This window comes from Arthrobacter sp. 05T410, assembly GCF_056396505.1.
Window position 1 is genome coordinate 19,051 of record NZ_JBFTLP010000029.1, and the last position, 25,150, is coordinate 44,200.

Here is a 25,150-nt window from a genome sequence, read left to right on the forward strand (position 1 = left end):
CTGCGATCTCGTGAGGTGCCATCGGGGGCGCGGGAACCACAGGCGTGAGGTGCCATCGGGGGCGCGGGAACCACAAGCGTGAGGTGCCATGGGGCGGGGGAGCCACAGGCAATGCTACCAAAGCCGGCGCCGCCCAAGAGCATGGCCCAGCGTTCTGCCCGAGGACTCGCGCACGGCGCCTGCCGTAGGAGGCACCCTCGGTTCCTCGCCAGGGCAAATTTGAGCTTTTGAACAAACCCCGCGAAGCCAAAACGATGAAAACCCCCGGGGCTGGATCGGATAGATAATGGCCAGGCCAAAAACTGCGCCAATCCTGCGTTCGAATCGCACTTTAGGCTGAGCCAACCGTGCTATTTTTTTCTCGCCCTACCCTTTGTGCGTGACGCAAATCCGGAGATCCCCCGGCGCAGCCTCCGCCGCACTAAAAGCGTCAGCTAACTTTTTCAGAAAGGTCGTTATGGAGCGCCGTAAGTTTCTCACGATCCCCCTCGCCGCAATGGCGGCTCCCGGCGCACTCCTCGCGGCCAACGCCGTCCCAGCGCAGGCGGCCCTTTTACAGCCCGGCATGGCAATGTCCCCAACGGTGCTCCCGGCCGTCAAAGCGCTGAAGGGCGTTAGCCACGCAGGTACTGATGCTTTGGCACTCCGGCAGATTAGGAGCCTAAATCTTAGCTGGTATTACTCCTGGGGCTCCAAATACACCGTGACGACCACGCCAGGCTTTGTGCCCATGATCCGGAGCGCAAAATCCTTGGATCAGGGAGCCATCAAGTACGCCACCAGCCAGTTGCCGCTCACGAAGTCCAAGCATCTTCTGGGGTTTAACGAGCCGGACGTCCGGTCCCAGGCGAACATGACTGTGGACCAAGCGATCAGCCTATGGCCCAAACTTCAGGCAACCGGGCTCAGGCTGGGATCGCCAGCGACAGCTAAGCCCTCTAGCCTGTGGCTTGAGGAATTTATGTCCAAGGCCAAGAAACGTGGACTCCGCGTCGACTTCGTGACCATGCATTGCTATGCGTGGCCCAACGCTCAGGACTTCCTGAACAAGGTCACCGCATTGCATGAAAAGTACGGCAAGCCTGTGTGGGTGACCGAGTATGCGGTAGCGGACTGGAGCGCCACGTCAACCCGCCCCAGCCGCTACAGCAGGACCCAGACCAACGACTTCATGCGGGCAACCGTAGCCGGAATGCGACAGCTGCCGTTCGTTGAGCGATTCGCGTGGAAGACGCGGTCCATCAGTGACCCGGTAATGGGGTCTTCTGCCCTGTACAACACGGACGGCAGCCTGACTAGCACCGGCCGGCTCTACGCCTCACTCTGAGCGGACTACGACGGTATCCCAGTCACCGTTAGTCATGTCCGTTTCGAGACGCCGCTGCGTCTCGAAACGGACATTTCCGGCCTAGGAACAAATATCCTTCAAGGCTGGGGCCAACTCGAGGGTGGCCACCTCGAAGGCCGACCTGCTGGCCCTCACCGCCTCCGGCAGCGCCATAAACGTCTTGAAGAGATTACGGGAGTTGTACGCCACCATCGATGGCATAGCCAGATCGGCCTCAGACATGGACACACTCCCCCAGGTTCCCATCCTGTGCTCCCAATAGAAAATGTCGTTCGGGTCGTAACCTTTGAGCGAGTCCGCTGTGAACGACACCCGGCTCATCATGTCCTCAAAAAAGCCCCGTGTGATGCGCGAGCCGGCGTTGACATCATAGGCATTTGAAAGTTGCTGGACGTTGACTTTGGTAATGCGCTTGTCCTGGCTTTGGTAGAAGCCACGCATCACCTCCCCGCCGAAGCCGCGGATAAAGAGCCCGTCCCGCACCTTTTCCCCTGTCGCCGCCAAGCGCCCGAGCCATGGCGAGCCGGGCCCTCGATAATAGGCGGTGGCCCGGCGGAACGCCTCGGATAGCGCGTCGTCCGTCTGATTGAGTGTGAGGCGGTTGTGGATGGGCCAGACCTGCGCTTCCAACCCATAGGCTCCAGCGATCTCCGACGCCATACGGGCGTCCGGTGAGCCTGTCATGGTGGCCGCTTCGCTGCGTACGTAGGTGAAGATGACCGGATTGCTGTCCTTCGTGGCAGCAAAGACCCCCCTGCTGTCCGTGCCTGCCGTCAAGCCCAGCACAGGGCGCAGTCCGTTGATCGCCAAGTACCAGCGAAGACCGTGCAGGTGCGCCACTAAGGCTGCAACTGCTTCCTCATTTGTCGTCTGCATTCCGATGTTTTCCCGCGGCCAGAAGCGTTCGACCGTTTGGTGCGGCATGATCAGCTTGGTGTTCGGTGTCAGCTGAACCACGTGCTCGTAAGGCGTCGCGACGCCGGGCAGGTACTTCACATCCCGCTGCTGGTAATTTCGCGAGGTAAGAAAAGGCACGAAGAAGTCCGCGAAGCGCGCGCCGATCAAATCGGCCACGATCTCGGCGTGTGACGCCGCAATGGGCGCCCCGGCTGTGGAGTAAAAGACCGATCTGGACCCCATGGCGTCCTGATAGATTTCGGTCCTGCCGTCCGTCTGGACAATCAGCGCGAACCTACCCGCCAGCCGGTCGAGAACGGCGTAAAAATCTTCGTCGCTGGCTACGGCGTCCAAGAGAGCTGCCAGGACATCGCCCTCCAGATAGATTCCTTTTTCCGGGTCAAAAGCCTGTCCCACCAGCGCGAGATGCCGCCCATCCGCGACGGCGGTGACAAACCGGGTCCCCGGATGCACCGTCAGGTATACATCTCCCACGGGCACGGTCTTCCAGCCGGCCAGCGCAGGAGCTTCAGCCGGGGACTTAGACACCACGAAGCCGTACCTGTACATCAGGCGGTCCAGATCCGCGTCCGCGGGAGGGGCAGGCAGTAATGTCATCGTGGTCCTAGTTCTGCGTCGCGTACCGGATCGGGGGGCATGAGAGGAAGCTCTCGGCCGTAGAAGTTCAAATGCGCCTGCTGGATGTGGTCGAGGAAGTATCCCCGGGCGGGAGGTGCATGCTCGTTTTCGTAGCGCTCAGCCACAAAATTTACTCGCCGTCGCGGGTTGAAGCCGCCCTTGTCCGGATTGACGCCGTTCGCCAAGGCGAACGGCACATAATGGGCCTCAAAATGAAACTGGTCACCGGTGTTTTGAACAAAATGCACAAAATTAACCGGGCGCAATTCTTGGTACAATTTGCGCAAATTGACTCTGGTTCCGAAATCGTTATCGACCTGCTCATAGGTCTTGTGCCGGGGAAAGGCGGCGGATGCTAACGCCTTTCGTTGAGCCAAGTGATAGCCGCCAATGGTTGTCTGGGGCGAGAATGCTACGGCAACGGAGTTGGGGATCCGGCGGGACAGTGCAAGTGCGCCATATCCGCCCGCACTGCTGCCGACGCAAACCACCCTTGAGTAGCCGCCGGCGGCAATAATCTGGTTTACCACTGCCGCATAGTCGGCAATGAGGTCCTGGCCTTCCGTGCCGATGTACCAGCCGATTTCCAGGGAGCCGTTGATCTCGAGCGTACTGTCGGAGAGGTAAAGCCTGGCCGAGTCGAAACGGTTAAGCGTACGCCGCCATTCGAACCGGGGAATCCTGAACCGACCACGGTTCATGGCCCCGTGCAGTGAAATCACCAGCGTCTCGCTGTTCGCCGGCTCGAAGAGCATCCTAAGTGGCAGTCCATCGCGAAGTGCCGGCTCAAAGACGATGTGTGTATCCTGCTCCGGAAGTGAAGTGATGGATGCCCCGGGCGCTGCAGTGAGCTTGGCGACGTGATTGTCCGAATCCCAATCATCGACACGGTTCCAGTCGATCGGGTTGGCTCGCGCGGCCGTTGTGCCAAGGGCTGGAACCACCAGCGGCCCGGTCCTAGCCTTGGTTGACAGTCGCCAGGAACTTCGGAACCTCGCTGTCCGGAACTTCCGTCGGAGCCGGGTTGCCAATGGTCCGCTCCAGGACGGCAGCCACGTCAGGGTCCTCGGAGGTCCACTGAACAGCTCCGCCAAAGATCGTGCCAAGGTTGCGGGCGACGGTCGTGACGGCATATGTGTGAACTCCAGTATGCGGGTTGAAGGGAGGTTCGGAAGCTCGAACCATTATAGTGTCCGCTGTGTGGCCGCCCCGCAATTCGCGCGTGAACTGGAAGCTTGTGGGGTCGTAGACGTTGACGATCCGGGAATGGAGATCGTCCGTCAGTTCCACCCGCGTGATCCGTTGCGCAGCGAACTCGTCAAGCATTTGTTCGCTGAAGGATGTGTTGAACGAGATCGTGTTCAGGATGCTGGGAACATGCATCATCCCGACTCGGCGTCCCACCGATCGAGCTTCGTCGATGTCGCGCCACATAGCCGGAGCGCTCTCCCTAGGGGCTCCAAAATCGCCGACGAAGAGCTCGTCGAGTTCAACCGGCTCTGGCCGGGCGGGCAGAAACCTGGCCGGCGCGGGGAAGGCACGCCGACCAGGGGGAAAGTCCAAGTAGCCGCTGTGGTGGCCGTGGCGGATCTGGCGGTGCCAGTGTTCGTAGGCGGCCCGGTAGGCCACCCGATCGGGTGAGCGGTAGCCCATCCGGAAGTCGTCCATGGACAGGTTGGTGGAGCCCACCAGCGAAAGCGTCAGGGGTGCTTGGGTGACTTCCAGGACTTCCTTGTCGTTCACCAGGAGCTGGTATCTAAGAATGAACTCGGTGTCTGCCGCTTTTCGAACGGTGTCCCAGTAGCCCAGTCGCTCCTTGATGATGCTGACAGGAAACATCGCTGAGACGTGGGCGGGAGTTACATAGGCTCCCCTCCAGCCTCGGTAATGGAACATCAAGTCTTCGCCAACGCGTGACCACGGTGCCGAGACCAGCGCGCGGTCTTCTTGCCGGACTGCCCCCGCCACCAGCATTTCGATTTTTTGGGGGTGCTGCCAGTCATCCCCGTCGAAGACGGTGATGAATTCGCCGGTGGCCATTGAATATCCGATATTACGGGAGGTGTATGCTCCCGAGTTTAGCGTGTTGCGCACCAATTTCACCCGCGGGTCGGCAAGTTCCCACTTCTCAAGCCGGTCCGCAAGAACGTCCCCCGAACCGTCATCGACGATGATGACCTCGATATTGCGGTAGCTTTGAGCAAGCGCGGACTCGATCGCGAGATCGGTAAATGCGTCAGGGCGGAAGACCGGCATCACGATCGTTACCAGCGGCCCTTCGGTCATAGCCGGTACGGGATCCGCGGACAGCCGGAGGAAGGCCGGTTCAGCGCAGTCTTTGAGCCGAATTGGTGCGAGGCCAGCGGCCTCATACATGGCATTGATCTCCGCCAGCCATTCGTCTACCGTGCGGGACGAGTCACGGAAAGGATTTCTTGCGTTGGCCCTGTAGAGATGGAGATCGTTCGGATTCTTGTTATCCGCGTCACAGAGGCCCTCGAGTTCCAGGGTCTGGTCACCGCGTCCCGTCTGTGCCAGAGCGTCAAGGAAGAACTCACCCCGGCGTTTGCCCTGGAAGTGTTTCGGACCCAGTTTGCCGTAGACATACTGATAGATCGTGGCGGCGTTAAGGATGTCGTCTTGGCGGATGTTTTGCCGGTAGCAGGTGTCTGCCAGAACCAGGAGTCTGCCCTTGGCAGTCGAGTCGAGCACGTTGAGGATCGAGTCCTGTGCTTGGCCTCCCATCCGGAACAGCTCAAGGGTATGTTCCATCTGTTGCCAGTCCAAGCGACCTGATGTCACGCTTCGGGCAAGCACGTCCCGGCCGTCGAAGGAGCGGAGCTTCGTCAGCCGCTGAGAAAGTTTGGCGGGCGGGATGTTTGATTTCGTTCCCCACCAATGGGCAGGTCCCACACCCTCGGCTGCCGGCTGCGGGGCGGGGACCAGTAGCAGAGCGGACACTTTTGCTGCTCGACGTGCCTGCCGTAACGCAGTGTCCATCTTCGCCACTCCAGCCAGCACGGCCACAAGCATCAGCACTAGAGCCGGGAGGAGGATAAATCCGGAGCGGAAGTAGGCGCCCGCGAGAACCGTGAAGAACAGTGCAGCCAGCCCCGCCGCAGCGGCCTTCTTCCTCAGGGTGAGCTTCCCTGCTCTGCGGATGAGCTGTTTGACGTTCAAATTATTTCCCCAGGTGGCATCGAGTTGTTGATTGGCTTGGTAGTGACTTCTAGCGGGAGACATCCGAAAAATGGCTGCGGAAGGCTTGGCCGCGGGCACCTTTGGCCTCCTTCTCCTCGCCGAGCTGTGGCGGCGGCCGGAAGCCGTCCCACTGCTCCGCCACGCTCTGCAAGAAAATGCTGTCCTCCGGATTCCACGTGTGACCGCCGTGCGAATCCGCGTCGGAGTGGCGTTGCATCATATAGTTCTGGCCGTGGGAGCGATAGATGAGCCCGCCCGCGGCCTGGACCGCCTGCAGGAGGCAACGGTCCACCGCACGATGGACGGGCCGCCATCCTCCCAGCTGACGCAGCTCGTCCCTGCCGAGCATCATGGTGCCGCCCGCAACGTGGTCCGAGTACTGCTCGCCGAGCGGAGGCCTCCGAGTAGTGATGTCCAGGCTTTCCAGGTACACGAATTCAACTTGCGCTCCCACGACGACGGCACCGCTGAAGTCTTTGGCATGAACGAGGTCCCGCAGGTGGTGCGGGCCGTACCAGTCGTCGTCGTCCATCTTGCAGACAAGATCGCCGCTGGCGGCGCGGACACCGGCGTTCAGCACGTCGCCAAAAATCATGTCGGCCGGAACGGAGCGCAGCTGCAGCTCGCCGGGATAGGCCTCGACGGCGCGCCGGACTTCGGGCAGATCGGCGGCGAATCCGTGCAGTACCACGACCACCTCCAGGGCGTCCCAGCTTTGGCGCGCCAGCTGCTCCAGTGCGGACGCCAGCTTCTCTGGCCGCCGGGTGGCCAAAACCACGCTCACGGAAGGCAAGGGAAGCAGCGGCTTGCCGAGCTGGCCCAGCACGGTGTTCCAGACGGCGCGCGGGCTGCAGAGGTCCAGCGCTGTCCGGCGCAGGTCGATCGACTTCGATTCCCGCAGCACAGCGGGATCGCCGGCGTCGAAGGCCTCGATGCAGTCTACCAGCCGATCACCGAGCAGGGACCGTACCGGGGACTGCAAGGCGCGCGTCAACATCGGCACGCCGGCGACGGCGAGCTGGCTCAGGCGTCGCGCCAACGGCCAGTCCAGGCTGCCAAAGCGGGTGCCGTCTACCTCAACGTACTTGTGAGGGCGCAAAGCGGTAAGGGCGGTTTCGCTCAGCTCTCCCCCGCGGCCGAGCTCGCCCGGATCAAGTGCGCGCGTCGGCTTCTCGGCATACGGCAGAAAGCCCATGGGCGAGACGACGGCGGTATCGACCGGGGGCAGGACCGTCCCCGGCGGTGTCCAGACCGGCGGGGTGACGCGTCCAGGATTATCTGCTGTTTGCTCGCTGAGCTGCCTTGTGAGTTCGCCGGGCCCCACCAGCACGTCGACTGAATAGATGTCATCCGGCTCGGGATTCAGGAGCTGCTCCGTCATGAAGCTGCCCAGCGCGTCCCCCGCGAGCCACGCGCTGTCGGCGGGCTCGGTGATGCCGACCCGCAGTCCCCCCAGCGCCGGACGCAGCGGGGCAGGCGAACAGCAGCCCAATGCGGCGAGGGCTGCGGCATGCACGTTCACCCATTTGCCGCCATCAACCACCACGGCGAACCCGAGTCCCGGCACTGTCATGGCTGATGTGCCAGCCTTAACCTGAAGGCTGCGTGGAGTCCAGACCGGCAGACCGGCGGCCGGGAAGAGCCCGCGGATGACAAGCACAAAGTGCTGCGCCCGTCCCTCGCTGCGGAACAGGGGAAGCAGCGACCGGGCCTCGGCGAGCGACTCCGTCTGCACAACGTAGTGGTGCCACCACAGTTGGTCTGCAGGGACGGCGTGCTCCCAGCCGGACCGTGCCCTTGGGTCGCGGTGCTCCCAGTCAGTGCGGGCGTAGTCCAGTCCAAGGTCCAACGCCAGCTTCGCCATGGAGTGCTCTGCCGAGCCGACGACAACGCTCTTGATCTGCATGTTGCTAGCTCCCCGCCCGGCCTGCGCGTGCCTTAAGCCGGCCGAGGATGTAAGCCGGGCCCTTGCGGGCAATCGCACGGACGCGCGAGAGGCCGCGGTTCGGGGCAAGGCCCTGTTCCAGGCGGCGGCGCTCGATCTCGGACTTCCTGAGCCGGGCTTCGAGGTGCCGGATCTTCTGCTCGTAGTCCACGCGCGTGGCGGCGTCAGCCAAGTCCCGGACCACGATGTTGAGGTCCAGGGTTGCCGCGGCCCCCTTGCGTAGGTGCAGCTTGGGTTTGGGCCGCCGGAAGTCGTGCAGGCCCAGGGCGTTGCCGGAGACCCAGCGTTCGCCGCCGGCGCTGCGCGCTGACTTCTCGGGATCACCGGATTCTGACAGCTCCCGGAGGGTGGCCGTCTGCCACAGTTCTATTGCACCGGGCTGCCCGTCCACCAGCGCCCTGAGGACCAGTGCCTGCGTGTGACGCAGGGTCTCCATCATCGCCTCGAGCGAGTGCATGCCCAAGGCCGTGCCAGCGTTGAGGACCAGCGTGTAGGCCGCCTCGGCCGGTTGTTCCCCGTCGCCCGCGAGGAACGAAAAGCGGCGGTCGGTGGCGAGCCATTCTTCCAGCTTTGGCCGCCCGCCGTCCGCCACGAGGATGTCGACGGCGAAGTCCTGGCAGGCGGAGCCGAAAAGCGAGGCGACGGTCCCTGCAATCTCCAGATCCGTGGCTTTCGCGGCCCGGACCAGGATCCGAACTAGGGGGGTCTCTTGCCGCGGCGTGTGCAGGGCCTTGAGAGCAAAGCCGGCATGCCGCAGCTCTTCTTTAATGGACGCTGACACAGCCTGGCTTCCCTTATCCACCGACCGAGGCCCCTACGGGCGTATGCAGCAGGCCGGGCTCCACAGGGTGTTGCTGGTTCCAGATGCCCTTGGTATCGATGAGCTGCTTGCCTTCGAGAGACAGCGGGTCGATAGCCAAGAAGTCATCGTGGTCCACCAGCAGCATCACGAGATCTGCCTCGGCTACGGCCTCTTCCATGCCGTGGAGGCGTGAGAGTCCGGAGGCTGCCAGGGCGGCGGGGAGTTCCTCAACATTCGGATCCACCACCAGGATTGTGCTGTCCGGCAACTGCCGGACCAGTTCCTGGACGATCGTCACCGACGGCGACTCGCGGACGTCGTCGATGTTGGCCTTGAAGGCCAAACCCAGGACAGCCACAGTAGCGCCAGGCTGATTGGCCAAGGATTGAACCGCCTGCCGGACGACGTGATGCGGCTTGGAGTCGTTGACCTCACGGGCCGTTCGGATTAGCCCGGAGTGCTCCGGGACGGCGTCCACGATGAACCAGGGGTCGACGGCGATGCAGTGGCCGCCGACTCCGGGGCCGGGGCGAAGGACGTTCACGCGCGGGTGGTGGTTTGCGAGCTCGATCAGCCTCCAGACGTCAATGCCGAGGCTGTCGCAAATCAAGGAGAGCTCGTTGGCGAAGGCGATGTTGACGTCACGGAACGTGTTTTCAACCAGCTTGGTCATCTCGGCGGTGGTGGCATCCGTCAGCAGAATTTCACCCTGGCAGATGACCTCGTACAGCCGCTTGGCCAGCTGAGCGCCTTCCTCTGTGAGGCCGCCGATCACACGGTCGTTGGTGACGATTTCGATCATGATCCGGCCGGGCAGGACACGCTCCGGGGAGTGCACAACGTGGACCTGCTTCTTCCCGGGAGCTGCGTCGAGTGAGAGGTCAGGCCGCAACTCCATGAGGTGCGCGCCCAGGCGTTCGGTGGTGCCTGGAGGCGACGTTGATTCCAGGACCACCAATTCGCCACCGCGAAGTTTCGGCGCGAGGGCCTCCACCGCGCTGCGAAGGTAGGACAGGTCCGCACCGTTGCCCTCGGCCAGCGGGGTAGGCACCGCGATGATGTAGGCGTCAGCAGCAGGAACGGTGGCCATGGCCACGAGGTTGCCGAGGCTGACGGCGCCTGAGACCACCACGCCCATGTCGGGTTCCACGAACGGAACCTCGCCACGGTTGACAGCGTCAATGGTGGACTGTTTCACGTCGACGCCGGCTACCAGCTTGCCCTTAGCGGCGAAGCTGGCCGCGGTGGGCAGGCCGATGTAGCCGAGCCCGATGACGGCAACATCAAAAATCGTCTCGTCCATGTCTCCCCTAAACTAAAATGTGGTCTTCGGGCGAACCGAAGAACTGAATCTTTGAAGTAGCCAGAAGCTCTTCATTGGTAATCGGCCAGGTGTGCGAGGCCACGTCGGCGCCCCGCATCTGGCAGTAATTGAAGCGGTCTGCCGAGTAGATCCGGGCCCCGGCCTCGATGACGTCGCTCAGGAAACGCGAGTCCTCTCCGCGCGGCACCGGCTGAAATGGAAAACGCCTGAACGTGTCCGTGGCGGCGAAGATCGTCGGTCCGGAGACCGATTCGACGTAGCGGTGTTCAAGTTGCGGGTTACGCAGGATGGTCGCCCCGGCCCCGGCCCCGGCCAAGTGCATGTAGTGCGCGCGCTTGCCCACAACTTCGGCTTCGGAGTACATCATGGCGTGGACCTGGTCGCCCAAGTACAAGGAGGTGTAGACGTCGTCGTCGTCCCATTTGGTGGCGAAACGGCCGTCGGCCTTCGCCACGAGCGAATTGAGGCACTCACCGAGCGTGGTCTGCTGCGGCTCTTGGAGAACCACGACGTCGAGCACCCCGGCGTCCAGGCATTTGCGCCGGAACGCGGATTCGTCGATGTCAAACCCGTGCGCCAGATACACCAGCTGGACGTCCACGCCCTGTTGCGCGGCCACCCCAGCGATGACATGTTCAAGCTGCTGCGGCCGGAAACTCGAGACCATGACCGACACCTGGGCTCGGGGGCCGGGGACGGCGAGCCCAGGACGGGCGGCGGTCGCGATGGTCTGTGCCCGGTGACTGAAGGTGTGCTCGGCCCAGATCCTGCGCTGGGCCTTATGCACCAGGCGCTGTGCATAGTCCGGGTTGGCGGTCAGCGCCTTCAGCAGGTGCGTAGCGTCTTCGCGGGTGCTTGCCGTGGGAATTTCATTGCCCGGGAAAAATTCCGTGATGGCGGCGCTGGGGGTCGAGACCACGCAGGATCCCGCTGCCGTGATCTCAAATATCCGCCGCGCGCACATTGACGGCGAGTCCGTGACGGAGTTGACGTTGAGGAAGACTTTGTAAGCCTTGTAGGCGGTCAGCATCTGCTTGTAGGACAGCGAACCCACGACGTGCTTCTTCAGGATTCCGGGGAACTGATACTGCGGCTGCCGGCCGAGCTGGCGCGAAAAGATTTCGAATCCGGGGCGCTTGCCCGCAGTCGCGTCCACTGCTGCTCCGAGAAGGTATTCCATCTGCCGGCGACGGTCCTGATACTTGTGCGCAAAGTACATTCCAGCGAATGCAATCTCACGTGCGTGCCATCCGTGCCTGGGCCGCGCGGGGTTGTGGATCCGAGGCTGCGCCGCGAACGGCAGCACGGAAATCCGGTTGTGGCCCAAGTCCTCGCGGTACCGGGGAAGCATGTTGGAGTCAGTGGTGAAGACGTGGTCGAAGAGCTTTGCGGCAGGCAGGAAGTCCTCGTAGTGGGGCGGGTCTTCCTTATTCCAGAACACAGCTGGCAGTCCGGCCGCCCGGCATCCCGCGACGAGATCGCGGAAGACCGGCAAAGGACCCGCCGTGCTGGTGATTTTCCCCCGCCAGAGACCGGCGTTGCCGGCCCAAGCGGATTCGACGACGACGAAGTCCAGGGCCTCGTCGCGCAGTTGCTGGGCCCAACTGTCCGGCCTAAGCTCCACAACCGTCCACTCGGCGGAGAATGCCGCAGCGGAGAAGTCATCCATGATGATGCCCACGCGCAGCTGCGGATTCCGTGGCTGCCCTGCGTCAACCGCCGCTTCCCGAAAGATCAGGTGCCGGCCTCGTCCAATTCCGCGCCAGGCACCTTCCGCGCCGCGGACGCCGGACAGGCTGGCCTCGTCACGCTCGGCCGTGCTGCGGTGCAGGTAGCTCTTGACCTGTGTCAGACCACCTTGGCGGGCGTGCCACAGCGCTCGGCGCCAGTACGCCGTCTTATTTGCAAAACTCATCGACTACCTGGACCGCTTCCAGCCGTTGGGGAGCAGCGTGGTCCGCATTTCGGGGAGGCTCGCCATCAACTCGGCCCGGATCTTGCGGCCGTAGTCTGCGTTGCCCTCGTTGATGCGCCAAATGAAGTTCCGGTATTCCTTGGCGACCTCGTCGGGCGTTCCGTCCATGATGAAATCGCCCTTGTCGATCCAAATGGCCCGGTTGCACATGCCGGTAATCGTCCCGAGGCTGTGGCTGACCACAAACACCGTTCCGGCCTGCGCCGTGACTCTCTCCATCCGCTGCTTCGAACGATCCTTGAACTGGGCGTCACCCGTGTTGAGCGCTTCATCGATGAGCAGGATCTCGGGGTCCACGGCCGCCGCGATGGCAAATCGCAGGCGCGCGCCCATGCCCGAAGAATAGGAGTTCATCGGGTGGAAGATTTCGTGTTCCAGCCCGGACATTTCCACGATGTCGTCAAACTTGGCATCGATCTCGGTGTGGCTCATGCCCATGGCAAGGCAGCCTAGGCGAATGTTCTGCGCACCTGAGATGGAACTGATCAAAGCTGCATTGACGCCCAAAAGAATCGGGTTGCTCGAAGCATAGACACTGCCCGTGTCGGGGATGATCAACCCGGCGAGGACCTTCATCAGGGTGCTCTTGCCGGAACCGTTGCGGCCAATGATGCCGATGGAATCGCCCTGGTTGGCCACGAAGGAAATCTTGCTCAATGCCGTGGTGCGCACGGTGCTTTGGCCGCGGCGGACCCCGCGCAGGTTCTTCAGTACGGAAGTCCGGGCATTGGTTCTCCCCTCCGTTTTGTTTTTGGTGCGGTAGACCACCGAGATGTCGTCCACCACCACTGTGGGCTCCGATATCGGGCCGATAGATACTTCAGACACGTCCGTAGCTTTCCTCTCCACGCCAAAAGACAAAGAGTCCGGCGCCAACGGATCCCAGGGCCCACAAGCCCAAGACTCCCCACGCCCGCCAGGATGGCGTCGTGTCGTAGAGCACCGAGTCGCGGATGATCTTGATGACCTGGTAAATCGGATTGAAATCCATGATGGTGCGCACGACGGGGTATTTCCCGAAGCGTTCCTCCGCAAAAAAGACTGCCGAGACGTACATCAGGAAACGAATAATGAATGAGAGCAGGTGGCTCAGGTCCGGGATCTTGAGCAGCACCGGGGCCAGGAGCATGCCAATCCCAAGGTTGAACAGGAATTGAAGCGCGATGGCCGGAATGATGAGCAGCCACCGCCACGTGATTTCTTCGGCCGGTGACGTGAAGATGACGAAAAGGAGCATGACGATCGTCACGGGAATGTTGGAGAGGAGCTCCCGCACGTTGACGGCAATGGGCAGGGATGCGCGGGGAAACTGGAAGGCCCGGATCATGGACGTGTTGCCTGTGAGCGATTTGGCTCCGCCCAGGATGGAACGGGTACTCATCGAAAACGTAAAGACGCCGATGATCAAGTAGCCAATGAAGTTATCAATGCCCTTGCTGGTACCTAGGAACAAACCAAAAATCAGGTAGAAACTGAGGCCGTTCAGAAGTGGCGTCAACACCAGCCACGCTGAGCCCAGATGGTTCTTGTCGTTGCCGCTCTGGACCCGCGCTCGGGCGTCGAAGAAGATGAAGCTGCGGCGATCCCATAATTGGACCAGATAGTCCAGGAAGTCGGGCCGCTGGCCCACCTTGGTCAAGCGGACAAGGTTGACAGGCACTGAGACTGTGGCGGGTGTCTCCGTCCGCGCTGCTTCGCTTTGGTCCGCTTCCGTTTTTTCCTGGACACTCATCTAGTTACTCCCAGCATTTCCAACTCTCGTGCCAGGGCAACCGCGTTGGCGGCCCATGTTCTTTCCTGCAATACGCGTTCCCGGCCGGCAGCACCCATCGTTGCTGAAAGCTCCGGGTCCGAAAGCAAGTTCCGGATAGCCGTGGCGAAGGCGGCGGGATCCCCCGCCGCTGCCAAAAGGCCGGTCACGCGGTCCTCGACGATTTCCGCCAACGCCGGCAAGTCGCTAGCCACAACGGGCCGGGCGCACGCCATGGCCTCCACTGGCTTGAGCGGTGTCACGGAACGCGTCACCTCCAGGTCCTTGCGCGGCACAACGAAAACATCCAGCGCTTGATGGTACAGTGCCGTCTGGCTCCGAGGCACCCGGCCCGTGAAGATGATGCGGTTGATGAATCCGCTCCGCTGCGCCTGAATCTGCAGCGACGGCAGGGAGGACCCGTCACCTACGATGAGGAGACGAAGCTGAGGCATGTCCGCCGCGAGCAAAGCAAACGCGGCCATGAGGTCCTCGATCCCTTCATAGGGTACCAAGCTGCTCACCGTGCCGATAAATTGTCCGTCTTCTGCGAGACCGAGCGCACGCCGGGCACCGACCTTGTCCAGCGGCTCGGTAAGGAAGTCACCGCCTACAGCGTTGGGGGCAATGAGGACCTTGCTCTCCGGGACCCCTGCGGCGACGATGTTGGCCTTCATGGCTGTCCCGAGCGTCAGCACCAGATCTGCATGCTGCATGACTTCTGTTTCCCGGCGCTGAAACATCCTGTACTTTTCGCTGCTCCGGGCCTCGGGCCCGCGGGTGGAAGCCCAGGTATCGGCAAGTTGCCCCCGGACCTCGTAGACCCAGGGAATCCCGAGGGCCTGGGCCACGGCACGCACCACGAGTCCATTGACGTAGTGGGTGGTGGTATGCAGCACGCTCGGCTTGAAATCCAGGGCCACGGCCAGCAGTTCCTCCGCTTGCTGCTGCAGCCGGGCGTCAATGTTCTGGGCCATCGTGCCAGGCAGGAGCCGCTGGTAACGGATCGCGTCGACGGTGTCCGCGGACTGTGCGAGGAGTTTGCCGACCTGCACCGGATAGCCCAGCCTAGTGACGGCAAGTACATCCCAGCCTGCCGCCTGCTGCGCCAGCAGGGTGGAGTGGGAGCGCTGGGCATAGCCGCTGGCGGTGTGCGGCAGCGAATTCGTCAGCAGATGCAGGATCCGGCCGGGAACCGGTTGGTAAGGTCGGCGTTCCAGCGAGGGCGATGCCTCCGCCAGGACCGCCGCCTCGGCAATCAGGCGGGCACGTTGGCGCTGTCCCGCCGCTCCCGCGCCATCGAGCGCCTTCACAGCTTCGCTAACGGCCCCGTCGTACCAGAGGCGCCGTGCCCGGGCCTGCTTCGCGTGTCGTGCAGTGCCTGCCTTGGCCAGAAAGACATCCGCCGTTTCCGGGAGGTTGGCGGCAAGGGCGACGTCGGCCAGGCGTCGAGCCCGCTCCCCCTCGACGGAACCGCTGGCGGCGACGCGCAGCCGGCGTTCGACGTCGGTGCCGTCACCTGCGGCGAGTGCCGCGAACAATACGGCTGCGGAGGTGGAGTTCTTCGGCGCCACCTTGCACAGGCGCTTGGCAAGGGGAAGCACGGCCGAGGGTAGCCTGCGCGAAAGCTGCAGGAACAAGATGACGGGATCGTCAGCCAGGTGCTGGCGGACAACGCTCTGGGCCAGCCGGATGTTTTTCAGCAGTTGCATCATCGGGTAGTGCTGGCCTCCGCGAGCAGTTCGCTGATGAGTTCCATGTAGCGGCCGGCGAGTTGCTCGTACTCGGCGTTGGCTTTGACCCACTGTCGGCTGTCGCCATTACGGACCAGGCGGCCGCGGTCCGCAGCCAGCTCACGCCACAGTGCCGCCAGCTCTTCCGGATCGCTGGCCACGATGTCCCCGGCCTCGGCGTCCGAGACGATTCGGGCAGCTTCTCCCTTGACTACAGCCGTGACATGCCGGCCAATTGCGAGAACCTCGTATGTCTTGGACGGCACGGTGGTTTCGAAGGATTTCCAGTCATCCCGCAAGGAGACGATGCAGGTGTCAGCCGAGGAGTAGCGTGCCAGCATGTCGTCGCCGGTCAGGGGTGGGTGGAAGGTGACCGGAGCCTTCAGCTCACGCGCCAGCTTCTCCAGCGCCGGCCTCTGCGTTCCATGGCCCACCATGTGCAGGTGCATCGAGTCCCCCACCAGTGCACTGGCACGGATGGCGACATCGAGTTTTTGACTCTCGCCGTGGTTCCCCAGGTACAGGGCCTCGAAGACGTCCCGATCCGGTTCAGGCGGCCCTACGACCGGAATAGCGTCCAGGTGCACGCCGTTGCTGACGGTGGCGACATTGCGGACTCCGCGCGAACGCAGCGTGGCCGCGAATCCCTCGGTCACTGTGACCACGAGGTCTGCCCGGTGCTGGACAAAGTCCACCACGTGCTCCACAACGCTTTTGACACTGCCTTGGACCAGGCGGGCGTCGCGGGCCAGGTCCGGCCACGCATCGCGCATTTCCACGATCAGCGGGACGCGGCGCATTTTGGCCAGGGCGTAGCCGGCAGCCAGCGAAGGCAGCCCCGGAGCGGTGACAATGACGACGTCGGGCTTGCGGACCATCATCCCGGCGGGGACGGACATGAGGGCTGAGTAGCACTGGTCCAGCAGGCGCGCGGCGCGGGAGTTGCCGTGGCGCAGGTAGGGAACGTGGAGGATTTTTTCGGTGAACTGGCCGTTGCGCAGCCGGAACGGCCTTCCGGCCATCCAGCGCGGGAGGGCCCGCCGGCCGAAGGGATAGTGCGCCACCGGAGTCACGACGTCGACATCCCAGCCGGAGTGCGTGAACTCCTTGATCATGGCAGTCCAGCGCCGCTGCGGCGGGCTCTGCTCCGGCCAATAGGAGTGTGTGATCAGCGTGATCTGCAGGTTGTCTCTCACGGACTTCGGCGCAGTTGACTCCACGAGGACTTCATCCTGCATGGAGCTCAGGACTTACCGGTGCGGGGAACGCCGGTGGCCTTCTTCGAACCGATGAACCGGAAGTAGGCAAAGCCAAGGCCCAGCAGGACCAGCACAGTGATGGCCTGGACGGCCAGAGGGCTGCCGGTAGCAACGGCCACGGCGGCCTGAACTTCGGACTTCACCATGACCGGCGGCTGAGTGGGCGTCGCGATGACAGCGGGAGCCGTGGACTGCGCCGGTGTGGGCGTACGTGTTGGGGTCGGGGTTTCCGAGGGGGTTTCCTCGGGGACCGGGACCACGACGGGCGGGGGCACCGGAATAGGAGCGGGAATTACCACCGCAGGAGCGGGTACTGGCACCGGAGCAGGCACGGGCGCAGGCGCCGGTGCGGGGGCTGGCGCAGGCGCAGGCGCCGGTGCGGGGGCTGGCGCAGGCGCAGGCGCCGGTGCGGGGGCTGGCGCAGGCGCCGGTGCGGGCGCAGGAGCCGGGGCTGGCTCCGGAAGAGGTGCCGGAGGGACCGGAACAGGGTCGGGAGCAGGTGCAGGCTCAGGAGCGGGGTCCGCTGGCTGCAGAGGATCACCGGAGCCACCGCCGGGCGAAGGATCCGGCGTCGTGGTCAGGAATCGGATGAGAGGGTGGGGAACGGCTACCGCGGCGTTTGCCGCTGTCGCCGTGCCCATGACTGAGCCGGCGAGGATCAAAGCTCCCAGCCCCACTCGTATAGACTTTTTTCGGCTGCACGACGTCATCGACAGTCCCTCCCCCACAGTGCGAGATTGAATCAGGTGTGCGTTATGCGGCCAACACTAACGTCATTGTCGGCAGAGCCCCACTGATGCACGAGGTCCCAGTCTACTCGATGGTAAGAGTCAGGCTGTTCCTAGAGATGCTACCTTTACTCTCCAAACCGGGACCATAGCGCCACGCGGACCGGGATAAGCTGGATCAATGCTCCCTTTCAGCCGTCTGGTTTCCGCGCGCCTGTCCTTGACTGTGGCGGCCGCCGCAGCCGGCCTGGCCCTGACCTCGTGTTCCCCGGTTGTCGACGTCACGCCCGCCAAGGATGCCGCGAACGCGGCCTGCGCGCCGATGATGCTGGCCCTGCCGGACGCGATCGGCGATGCCAAGCTGCGGAAGACCAACGCACAGGCCACTGCGGCCTGGGGCGATCCGTCCCAAGTGATTCTGCGCTGCGGCGTCAACGTTCCCGGACCCACGACCGACCGCTGTGTCAGCGTCAACGACGTCGACTGGGTCATCAAGGAAGGCGACCCCGTGTGGACGCTGACCACGTTCGGCCGCGAACCGGCCACGGAGATCCTGATGGACCCGGACAAGATCAGTTCAGCCACCGTGCTGGCGGACCTCTCCGCCGCCGCGCTGAAGATCCCGGCAACCCGGAAATGTGTGGGTCAAGAGGACCTGCAGAACCTCCCCACCAGCAAGTAGGCCCGGGCAGGCCCGTCCGCGCCCGCCCGGTTCCAGCGCAGCGCGGTTCTAGCGCAGGCCGGTCTTGCGGTGCAGGGCCAGGTGGATCAGCTCGTCAATCAGGTCGGCGTAGCCCAGTCCTGAGGCCTTCCACATCTGCGGGTACATGCTCTTGGGCGTAAACCCGGGCATGGTGTTGATCTCGTTGATGATCAGTTCGCCATCAGGGGTGTAGAAGAAGTCAACCCGGCTCAGTCCCTCGCCGCCGACGGCGTCAAAGGCGACCGCGGCCAGTTCCCGGACACGGGTGATCGCTTCTTCGGGGAGGTCGGCCGGGCAGCTGAGCGCCGCGGCGTCGTCCACATATTTGGCGTTGAAGTCATAGAATTCATGGCCGCCGCCCGCGACGGAGATCTCGCCCGGCATGGACGTCCGGGGAGCATCGGTCCCCCGGCCCTCCAGCACGGCACATTCGATCTCGCGGCCCGTGATGCCGGCCTCGATGACCAGCTTGGGGTCGTGCTCGCGGGCGATCTCTATGGCGGCGTCGAGGCCCTCGAGGGAGTCCACCTTGGAGATGCCCATGGAAGACCCTGCCCGGGCCGGTTTGACGAATACCGGGAAGCCGAGCTGGTCCACGCGCTTGCGGACGGTCTCGGGATCGTTGCGCCACTGCCGGTCAGTCACGGCGATGTAGGGTCCCACGTGGAGCCCGGCCGATTCAAAGACCACCTTCATGAAGTGCTTGTCCATGCCGACGGCGGACGCGAGCACGCCCGCGCCCACGTAGCGGGTGTCAGACAGTTCCAGGAGGCCCTGGATGGTGCCGTCTTCGCCAAAGGGCCCGTGCAGCAGCGGGAAGACGACGTCGACGGCGCCGAGCTCCTGCGGGACGGTGTTCGGGGCTGCGACGATCAGCTGGTGCTCGCCGCCTATCTCGGCCAGGGTGACGGTCTGCGCCGAGGGGGCCACCTCGGGCAGCGACGAGGCGGAGAGCGACCACTCGTCGGTTCCGCCGGACGCCAAAACCCACTGGCCGGTCTTGGCGATCCCGATCGGGATAACGTCGTATTTGTCCTTGTCGATGGCTCCCAGGACGCCGGCGGCTGTCACGCAGCTGACGGCGTGCTCGCTGGAGCGGCCGCCGAACAGCACCGCCACGCGGGGCTTGGGCTGGCCCGTACGGCCTTCTGTGGTCATATTGTTCTCTGACACTCTCAGTGATCGCCTTCGGGTTTCAGGTCCCGGGACAGCAGCAGCGGCCCCAGTTCGTCTACGGACAGTTTTCCGGCAAGGACCGCGACGACGGCGGCCGTGATCGGCATGTCGACGCCGAGCTTTCCGGCAAGTTCGTGGACCGCCTGGCTGGACTTGATGCCTTCGGCCGTTTGCTTCATTTCGGCGGTGACCTGCTCGAGGGTCAGCCCCTTGCCCAGCAGCCTGCCGGCCGTGTGGTTTCGGGACAGGGGTGAGGAACAGGTGGCTACCAGGTCACCCAGTCCGGCAAGCCCTGCCATGGTCCGTGCTTCGCCGCCCAGGGCGAGTGTCAGCCGGGAGGTCTCCGCCAGGCCGCGGGTGATGACCGAGGCTTTGGTGTTGTCGCCCATCTGCTTGCCTTCACAGATGCCGACGGCCAGGGCAATGATGTTCTTGACGATCCCGCCGATTTCGACGCCGATCACGTCGCTCGTGGTGTACGGGCGGAAATAGGGCGCGGTGCAGCTGCGCGCGATCCAGCCTGCGGTAACCGGTTCCGTGCAGGCCACGACGGATGCCGTTGGCTCTTCCCGGGCGATCTCCATGGCCAGGTTGGGGCCGGATACCACGGCGACCCGGTCCGCGGGCAGGTCCAGCTCCGTGCAGATGACCTCGCTCATGCGGGCATCGGTGTGGAGCTCGAGGCCCTTCATCAGGGACACCACGACGGCCCCAGGCGCCAGATGCTCCTTCCAGGCCTTCAGTTGCGGCCGCAGGGTTTGTGCCGGCACGGCCAGAATGACCAGCTCCGCGCCCGCCAGGACCTCGGAAACGTCCTTCGACGCCGTGATGCTGGACGGCAGCGTGATGCCCTTCAGATACTGCTCGTTGCGGTGCATGGTATTGATCTGGTCCACGACTTCGGGCCGCCGGCCCCAGAGGCGGATATTTCGTTCGACGCCGGAGGCTGTGGCGGCGTCGGCCACGACCTTGGCGAAGGTGGTACCCCAGGAACCTGCCCCCAGGACGGCCACTGTGGCGGCGGACCCGGATTCGCGGTTGGCCGACGTCCCTAGATCCGTCGTCACGCTGTGACGTCCGGGTCTATACGGCCGTGGGTTGGCTGGTTGTGCGCCGCCGGGTTCCAGCGTTGCGCGGGCGCTTGTTCTCCACGCAGTCCTGCCAGGAGGCCGGTGATGGCGTCCATGATGGCATTCGTGGCTGCGTCGAGCGTCGCCTTGTCCAGCGGGTGGCCCTCAAACGCGCTCAGGTCCACGGGATCCCCGACCACCAGGCGGGAGGTCTTGCGGGGGAAAATGTAGAAACGTTTCGCATACCGCGGGAAGACCTCTTGGGCACCCCAGTGGGCGATGGGCACCACGGGAATACCGCTCTCCAGTGCCATCCGCGCGGCACCGGTGTGCCCTTTCATCGGCCAGAGTGCCGGGTCCCGGGTCAGGGTTCCCTCTGGGTAGATGATGATCGCCCCGCCTTCGTTCACGATCTCTTTGGCGAGTTGCAGCGAACGGTTCGCCCCCGTCGTCGAACGTTCCACCGGGATCTGCTTGGTGGAGCGCAGGACGGCGCCAAGGACCGGCACCTTGAAGAGGCCGGCCTTGGCGAGGAAATGCGGCATCCGTTTCTGGTTGTAGAGCATGTGCCCCACCACCAGCGGGTCGATTTCCGTGCAGTGGTTGGGCGCGGCGATGAAGCCCCCGGCGGGGAGCTTTTCGAGGCCTTCCCACTTCTTTCCCATGAGGAGGTTCATCACGGGCCGGATGATCCCGGCGACTGTCACGAACGTGACGTGGCTCTTGGCCGATTCCTTCACAGGTCCCCCGCTACTTGGCAGAGGTGATGTCGAAATCGGCGCCGAGGCCCGCGAGCTTCTCGGTAAAGCGCTCGTAGCCGCGGTTGATGATGTCGATTCCCGTGACGCGGGAGGTGCCGGTGGCGGCCAGGGCGGCAATGAGGTGGCTGAATCCGCCGCGCAGGTCCGGGACGTCGATGTCGGTGCCCTTGAGCTGCGCCGGACCGGAGATGACGGCGGAGTGCAGGAAGTTGCGCTGGCCGAAGCGGCACGGCACGCTGCCGAGGCACTCGCGGTGGACCTGGATATTGGCGCCCATGCGGATCAGTGCATCGGTGAAGCCGAACCGGTTCTCGTAGACGGTCTCGTGGACAATCGAAACGCCCTCGGCCTGGGTCAGTGCGACGATGAGCGGCTGCTGCCAGTCCGTCATGAATCCGGGGTGCACGTCTGTTTCGAGGACCAGGGGGTTGAGCTTGCCGCCGCGGTGGTAGAAGCGGATGCCGTCGTCGCCGATGTCCATGCCGCCGCCGACTTTGCGGTACGTGTTCAGGAAGGTCATCATGTCGCGCTGCGTGGCGCCTTCGACAAAGATGTCGCCGCGGGTGACCAAGGCCGCGGAAGCCCAGGAGGCGGACTCGTTGCGGTCCGAGAGGGCCCGGTGGTTGTAGCCGCCGAGGTCCCGGACGCCTTCGATGCGGATGGTGCGGTCAGTCTGGACGCTGATGATGGCGCCCATCTTCTGCAGCACCGCGATCAGGTCCACGATTTCCGGTTCGGTGGCCGCCCCGGAGAGTTCGGTGATGCCTTCGGCGCGCGTGGCGCTCAGCAGGACCTGCTCGGTGGCGCCCACGGACGGGTAGGGCAGCGCAATCTTGGCGCCCTTAAGCCCGTTGGGCGCGGAGATGTGGATGCCGCCGGGACGCTTTTCCACGACGGCGCCGAACTGGCGCAGGACATTGAGGTGGTAATCGATCGGACGGTCGCCGATCTTGCAGCCACCCAGGTCCGGGATGAAGGCCTCGCCGATGGCATGGATCAGCGGCCCGCACAGCAGGATCGGGATGCGCGAATCGCCGGCGTGGGCGTCGATGGCCGTGCTGGAGGCCGTCTTGGCGCCCTTCGGGTCAAGCGTCAGATCGCCGGTCACGGGATCCTTGTCCACCCTGACGCCGTGCAGCTGGAGCAGGCTCGTGACAACCTCGACGTCCTTAATTTCAGGCACGTTGCGCAACACCGATGGCTCATTGCCCAAAAGGGCGGCAACCATGGCCTTGGGGACAAGATTCTTGGCCCCGCGAACGGTGACGCGGCCAGTTAGCGGGACGCCTCCGCGGATTGTCAGAACACTACTCATATACCGGTTTCCTCACGACTACTCGCCCCCAAATCCTTACAAAGGCTCCAGCTAAGCATAGGAGCATCCGTTACCGATCTGAAATACGGAGCGGTTCCAGGGGCCCCGTGTTGGCCCTTTCGGCACGGATGCGGCGGCGCTTTCGGGCCTGCGGGCTTTGCACAAGGTGGGCGCTGAGGGTTTGCCCGGTGCACCGAGGACCGGACCGACTCCGGAGAAAAGGAGAACCCTTCGAATACGATCGTGTAATGCCTCGCCTTATCGCTCCGGACGTCATCTATCACTCCTCCTGGCTGGAAGGATCCGCCGAATTTGACGGCGCCCACCGGGACGGCGCGGGTGCGGAGGACTGGCCACTGGAAGAACTCGAAGATGACCAGTCGTTCCGCCGCTTCGTCGATGCCCTCGTCAACGATGCCCGGCCGGAGAGCCCGAGGAAAACAGGGCACGTACCCTGCACATACCTGTGGATCGTGGACGGTGACACTTTCCTTGGCTCACTGGCCATCCGGCACGAGCTGAACGATTTCCTTCTCAATCAGGGTGGGCACATCGGCTACAGCGTGAGGCCCTCCGCACGGCGCCGCGGCCACGCAGCTGCCGCCTTGGCCAACGCCCTGCCAATTGCCAGGGAGCTGGGCATCGCCCGAATTCTCCTCACTTGCGATGAAGATAACGCCGGTTCCCGGGCCACAATCGAAAAGAACGGTGGCGTCTACGAAGACAGCCGCAACGGCAAACGCCGCTACTGGGTCGGGCCCGCCTAACCGGAAGCACAAGTAGAAGGAATCTCAATGCTGTTGTCAGTGGATTCCTGAGGCCTATGGCTAGGGGCCGAGGCACTTGGCGGTCGTAGTTCCGGGATAGGTACACACGAGTTCGACGAGCACCCAGTGACGGTCTAGCTCAGTCCCAGGCACCGTTCGGCGGTCTGCTCAGGGGTCGGATTTGCGAGTAGATTGTTCACATCCGCTGAGGGCCCGCATATCGGCGAAACGACGTGGACAAGGATCCGGATGGGCCGGCCGTACCGCATTGACACTCACCAGCACATCGTTCCGCCCGGGTATGCGCGCTGGATGCTTGAAAAGGGCATCCGCCCCGGCGGCATTGGCCTGCCGTCGTGGTCCGAGCGCTCAGCGTTGAAGTTCATGGACAGGCACGACGTGCAGACCGGCATCTTGTCCCTGTCCACTCCCGGCGTGTACTTCGGCGACGCTGCGGAGGCACGGCGGCGGGCGCGGGAGATCAACGAATACTGTGCAGAGGTGGTCGCGGCCCGGCCTGAGCGGTTCGGGTTCTTCGCGACGCTCACGCTGCCGGACGTGCAAGGCGCCCTGGCGGAGGCCCAGTACGCCCTGGACACCCTGCTCGCGGACGGGGTCGTATTGCTGGCCAACAACGCCGGCCGCTATCTGGGCGATCCTGGCTTTGAGCCTCTGCTGGAGTTCCTGCACCACCGGCGGGCCGTAGTGTTCGTCCACCCCGCTGAACTGCCCGGTCCGGCGGTGCCGGGCATACCCGCCTTTGCCGCAGATTTCATGCTCGACACGACCCGCACCGCTATCAGCCTGATCCTGTCCGGTGCGATGGAAAAGTTCTCGGGAATCAGGTTCATCCTGGCCCACGCGGGCGGCTTCGTGCCTTACATCGCCTACAGGATCCTGCTGACGATGCTCAACGATAAGGACCTGGCCCTCAGCGCACTGGCGGCGCTGGGAGATAAGAAGCAGTCCATCTTGCGGCGGTTTTATTACGACGTGGCCCTATCCGCCAGCCCGGCGGCCCTGCCCAGCCTGCTCGAGGTAGCTGACCCGGGCCGCATCACATACGGAACTGACTTCCCGTTCGCACCCTCTGCGGCGATCGATTTCCTGAATATGGAGTATGAGAATTATCCGCTGGACCCATCGGTGCGCGCGGCGATAGACCGCGGCAATTCCGAGGCGCTTTTTCCCCGGCTGAGGCCTGAGCAGACTTAGTTCATATTGTGCGCGTTGCGCTCCCCGGCAGGAGGGGTTCCGGTGGAGGACGGGTGACCCCGGTGGAGCGGGCACGTACGATCCGCAGGAAAGAACCTGATTGTCAGAGGTCCCTGAAACACTGGATTCATGGACGGCAATCAGGGGCCCGAAGTGGTTCCGGCAGGACACGGCGACGCCGGCTTCGGCCGCGCCGGGGGCGATGCCGCCGGCATTCCGGGCACCGCAGAGGCGGCCGTCGCGGGCCGGCTGGCCGCCGGACCGATGGGCTTAGGCTGTCCGCCCACGGGCAGTGCCGGGATCATTGACCGGATCCGGGAACTGGAAGACTGGAAGTCCGCCGCGTCCGCGGAACAGGCCCGGCTCGCCGTGGCCTTCGACCTGCTCCAACGCCGCGAACAAGCCCGGCGCCGGGGTCCCGGCCGAGAGGCTTGGCGCCGGTGTCGGCGCGCAGATCGCCCTGGCCCGGCACGAATCCCCCGCCAGGGGCGGCCGGCTCCTGGGCCTGGCCAAAGCCCTGATCACCGAGATGCCGCACACCC

Annotated in this window: 21 protein-coding genes and 1 pseudogene; 5 read left to right on the forward strand and 17 right to left on the reverse strand. The window is 63.8% G+C overall.

What is annotated here, in order from left to right; genetic code table 11:
- Positions 1 to 583: 583 nt before the first annotated feature.
- Positions 584 to 1,327 (forward strand): glycosyl hydrolase, encoded by a 744-nt coding sequence (locus AC1DFR_RS20750; RefSeq protein WP_476874374.1) that lies wholly within the window; start codon positions 584 to 586, stop codon positions 1,325 to 1,327.
- A gap of 81 nt (positions 1,328 to 1,408) precedes the next feature.
- Here the strand turns inward: AC1DFR_RS20750 and AC1DFR_RS20755 are convergent, their stop codons facing one another.
- The 13 genes from AC1DFR_RS20755 to AC1DFR_RS20815 form a co-directional block, all read right to left on the reverse strand.
- On the reverse strand, positions 1,409 to 2,863 hold the full coding sequence (locus tag AC1DFR_RS20755) for a hypothetical protein (protein WP_476874358.1): 1,455 nt from the start codon (positions 2,861 to 2,863) through the stop codon (positions 1,409 to 1,411).
- Positions 2,860 to 3,828, reverse strand: a complete 969-nt coding sequence (locus AC1DFR_RS20760; protein ID WP_476874359.1) for an alpha/beta hydrolase family protein — start codon at positions 3,826 to 3,828, stop codon at positions 2,860 to 2,862. Before AC1DFR_RS20760 ends, AC1DFR_RS20755 begins: the two co-directional genes overlap by 4 nt.
- A 13-nt stretch (positions 3,829 to 3,841) precedes the next feature.
- Positions 3,842 to 6,163, reverse strand: a complete 2,322-nt coding sequence (locus AC1DFR_RS20765; protein WP_476874360.1) for a glycosyltransferase family 2 protein — start codon at positions 6,161 to 6,163, stop codon at positions 3,842 to 3,844.
- The gene (locus AC1DFR_RS20770) at positions 6,114 to 7,991 is read right to left on the reverse strand and encodes a glycosyltransferase family 2 protein (protein ID WP_476874361.1); all 1,878 of its coding nucleotides are present in this window, start codon (positions 7,989 to 7,991) and stop codon (positions 6,114 to 6,116) included. The genes AC1DFR_RS20765 and AC1DFR_RS20770 overlap by 50 nt, the downstream gene beginning before the upstream one ends.
- Positions 7,992 to 7,995: 4 nt before the next feature.
- Complete coding sequence (locus AC1DFR_RS20775; protein WP_476874362.1) at positions 7,996 to 8,811, reverse strand: hypothetical protein; 816 nt, start codon at positions 8,809 to 8,811, stop codon at positions 7,996 to 7,998.
- 13 nt (positions 8,812 to 8,824) lie between these two features.
- Entirely contained in the window at positions 8,825 to 10,135 is a 1,311-nt protein-coding gene (gene wecC / locus AC1DFR_RS20780; protein WP_476874363.1) for a UDP-N-acetyl-D-mannosamine dehydrogenase, read from the reverse strand.
- A 7-nt stretch (positions 10,136 to 10,142) separates the two neighbouring features.
- Positions 10,143 to 12,071 (reverse strand): glycosyltransferase family protein, encoded by a 1,929-nt coding sequence (locus AC1DFR_RS20785; protein WP_476874364.1) that lies wholly within the window; start codon positions 12,069 to 12,071, stop codon positions 10,143 to 10,145.
- Between the two features lie 3 nt (positions 12,072 to 12,074).
- Positions 12,075 to 12,959, reverse strand: a complete 885-nt coding sequence (locus tag AC1DFR_RS20790; protein WP_476874365.1) for an ABC transporter ATP-binding protein — start codon at positions 12,957 to 12,959, stop codon at positions 12,075 to 12,077.
- On the reverse strand, positions 12,952 to 13,791 hold the full coding sequence (locus AC1DFR_RS20795; RefSeq protein ID WP_476874366.1) for an ABC transporter permease: 840 nt from the start codon (positions 13,789 to 13,791) through the stop codon (positions 12,952 to 12,954). The genes AC1DFR_RS20790 and AC1DFR_RS20795 overlap by 8 nt, the downstream gene beginning before the upstream one ends.
- A gap of 68 nt (positions 13,792 to 13,859) precedes the next feature.
- Positions 13,860 to 15,596 carry a glycosyltransferase family 4 protein gene (locus AC1DFR_RS20800; protein WP_476874367.1) on the reverse strand — a complete coding sequence of 579 codons (1,737 nt, stop codon included), beginning with the start codon at positions 15,594 to 15,596 and terminating at the stop codon, positions 13,860 to 13,862.
- Positions 15,593 to 16,852, reverse strand: a complete 1,260-nt coding sequence (locus AC1DFR_RS20805) for a glycosyltransferase family 4 protein (RefSeq protein WP_476874368.1) — start codon at positions 16,850 to 16,852, stop codon at positions 15,593 to 15,595. Before AC1DFR_RS20805 ends, AC1DFR_RS20800 begins: the two co-directional genes overlap by 4 nt.
- 5 nt (positions 16,853 to 16,857) lie before the next feature.
- Complete coding sequence (locus tag AC1DFR_RS20810) at positions 16,858 to 17,148, reverse strand: hypothetical protein (RefSeq protein WP_476871129.1); 291 nt, start codon at positions 17,146 to 17,148, stop codon at positions 16,858 to 16,860.
- 17 nt (positions 17,149 to 17,165) lie between these two features.
- Positions 17,166 to 17,423 carry a hypothetical protein gene (locus AC1DFR_RS20815; RefSeq protein WP_476874369.1) on the reverse strand — a complete coding sequence of 86 codons (258 nt, stop codon included), beginning with the start codon at positions 17,421 to 17,423 and terminating at the stop codon, positions 17,166 to 17,168.
- A gap of 359 nt (positions 17,424 to 17,782) precedes the next feature.
- Between AC1DFR_RS20815 and AC1DFR_RS20820 the strand changes: the two genes are divergently transcribed.
- Positions 17,783 to 18,283, forward strand: coding sequence for a DUF3515 family protein (locus tag AC1DFR_RS20820; protein WP_476874370.1), 501 nt, complete (start codon positions 17,783 to 17,785; stop codon positions 18,281 to 18,283).
- 48 nt (positions 18,284 to 18,331) lie between these two features.
- Here the strand turns inward: AC1DFR_RS20820 and AC1DFR_RS20825 are convergent, their stop codons facing one another.
- Genes AC1DFR_RS20825 through murA form a run of 4 tightly spaced genes read right to left on the reverse strand, consistent with a single transcriptional unit; the run spans position 18,332 to position 22,626 of the window.
- Positions 18,332 to 19,462 carry a D-alanine--D-alanine ligase family protein gene (locus tag AC1DFR_RS20825; protein ID WP_026538862.1) on the reverse strand — a complete coding sequence of 377 codons (1,131 nt, stop codon included), beginning with the start codon at positions 19,460 to 19,462 and terminating at the stop codon, positions 18,332 to 18,334.
- 17 nt (positions 19,463 to 19,479) lie between these two features.
- Positions 19,480 to 20,547 (reverse strand): NAD(P)H-dependent glycerol-3-phosphate dehydrogenase, encoded by a 1,068-nt coding sequence (locus tag AC1DFR_RS20830; RefSeq protein WP_476874371.1) that lies wholly within the window; start codon positions 20,545 to 20,547, stop codon positions 19,480 to 19,482.
- The gene (locus AC1DFR_RS20835; protein WP_476874372.1) at positions 20,544 to 21,290 is read right to left on the reverse strand and encodes a lysophospholipid acyltransferase family protein; all 747 of its coding nucleotides are present in this window, start codon (positions 21,288 to 21,290) and stop codon (positions 20,544 to 20,546) included. Before AC1DFR_RS20835 ends, AC1DFR_RS20830 begins: the two co-directional genes overlap by 4 nt.
- A 10-nt stretch (positions 21,291 to 21,300) precedes the next feature.
- The gene (gene murA / locus AC1DFR_RS20840; protein ID WP_028278332.1) at positions 21,301 to 22,626 is read right to left on the reverse strand and encodes a UDP-N-acetylglucosamine 1-carboxyvinyltransferase; all 1,326 of its coding nucleotides are present in this window, start codon (positions 22,624 to 22,626) and stop codon (positions 21,301 to 21,303) included.
- Between the two features lie 248 nt (positions 22,627 to 22,874).
- Between murA and AC1DFR_RS20845 the strand changes: the two genes are divergently transcribed.
- The 3 genes and pseudogenes from AC1DFR_RS20845 to AC1DFR_RS20855 all read left to right on the forward strand — a co-directional run.
- Positions 22,875 to 23,393: a GNAT family N-acetyltransferase gene (locus tag AC1DFR_RS20845; protein ID WP_476874373.1), complete on the forward strand. Its 519-nt coding sequence runs from the start codon at positions 22,875 to 22,877 to the stop codon at positions 23,391 to 23,393.
- Between the two features lie 249 nt (positions 23,394 to 23,642).
- Positions 23,643 to 24,608, forward strand: a complete 966-nt coding sequence (locus AC1DFR_RS20850; protein ID WP_476860331.1) for an amidohydrolase family protein — start codon at positions 23,643 to 23,645, stop codon at positions 24,606 to 24,608.
- Between the two features lie 129 nt (positions 24,609 to 24,737).
- Positions 24,738 to 25,150: pseudogene (locus AC1DFR_RS20855) on the forward strand (HNH endonuclease); the annotation flags it as partial.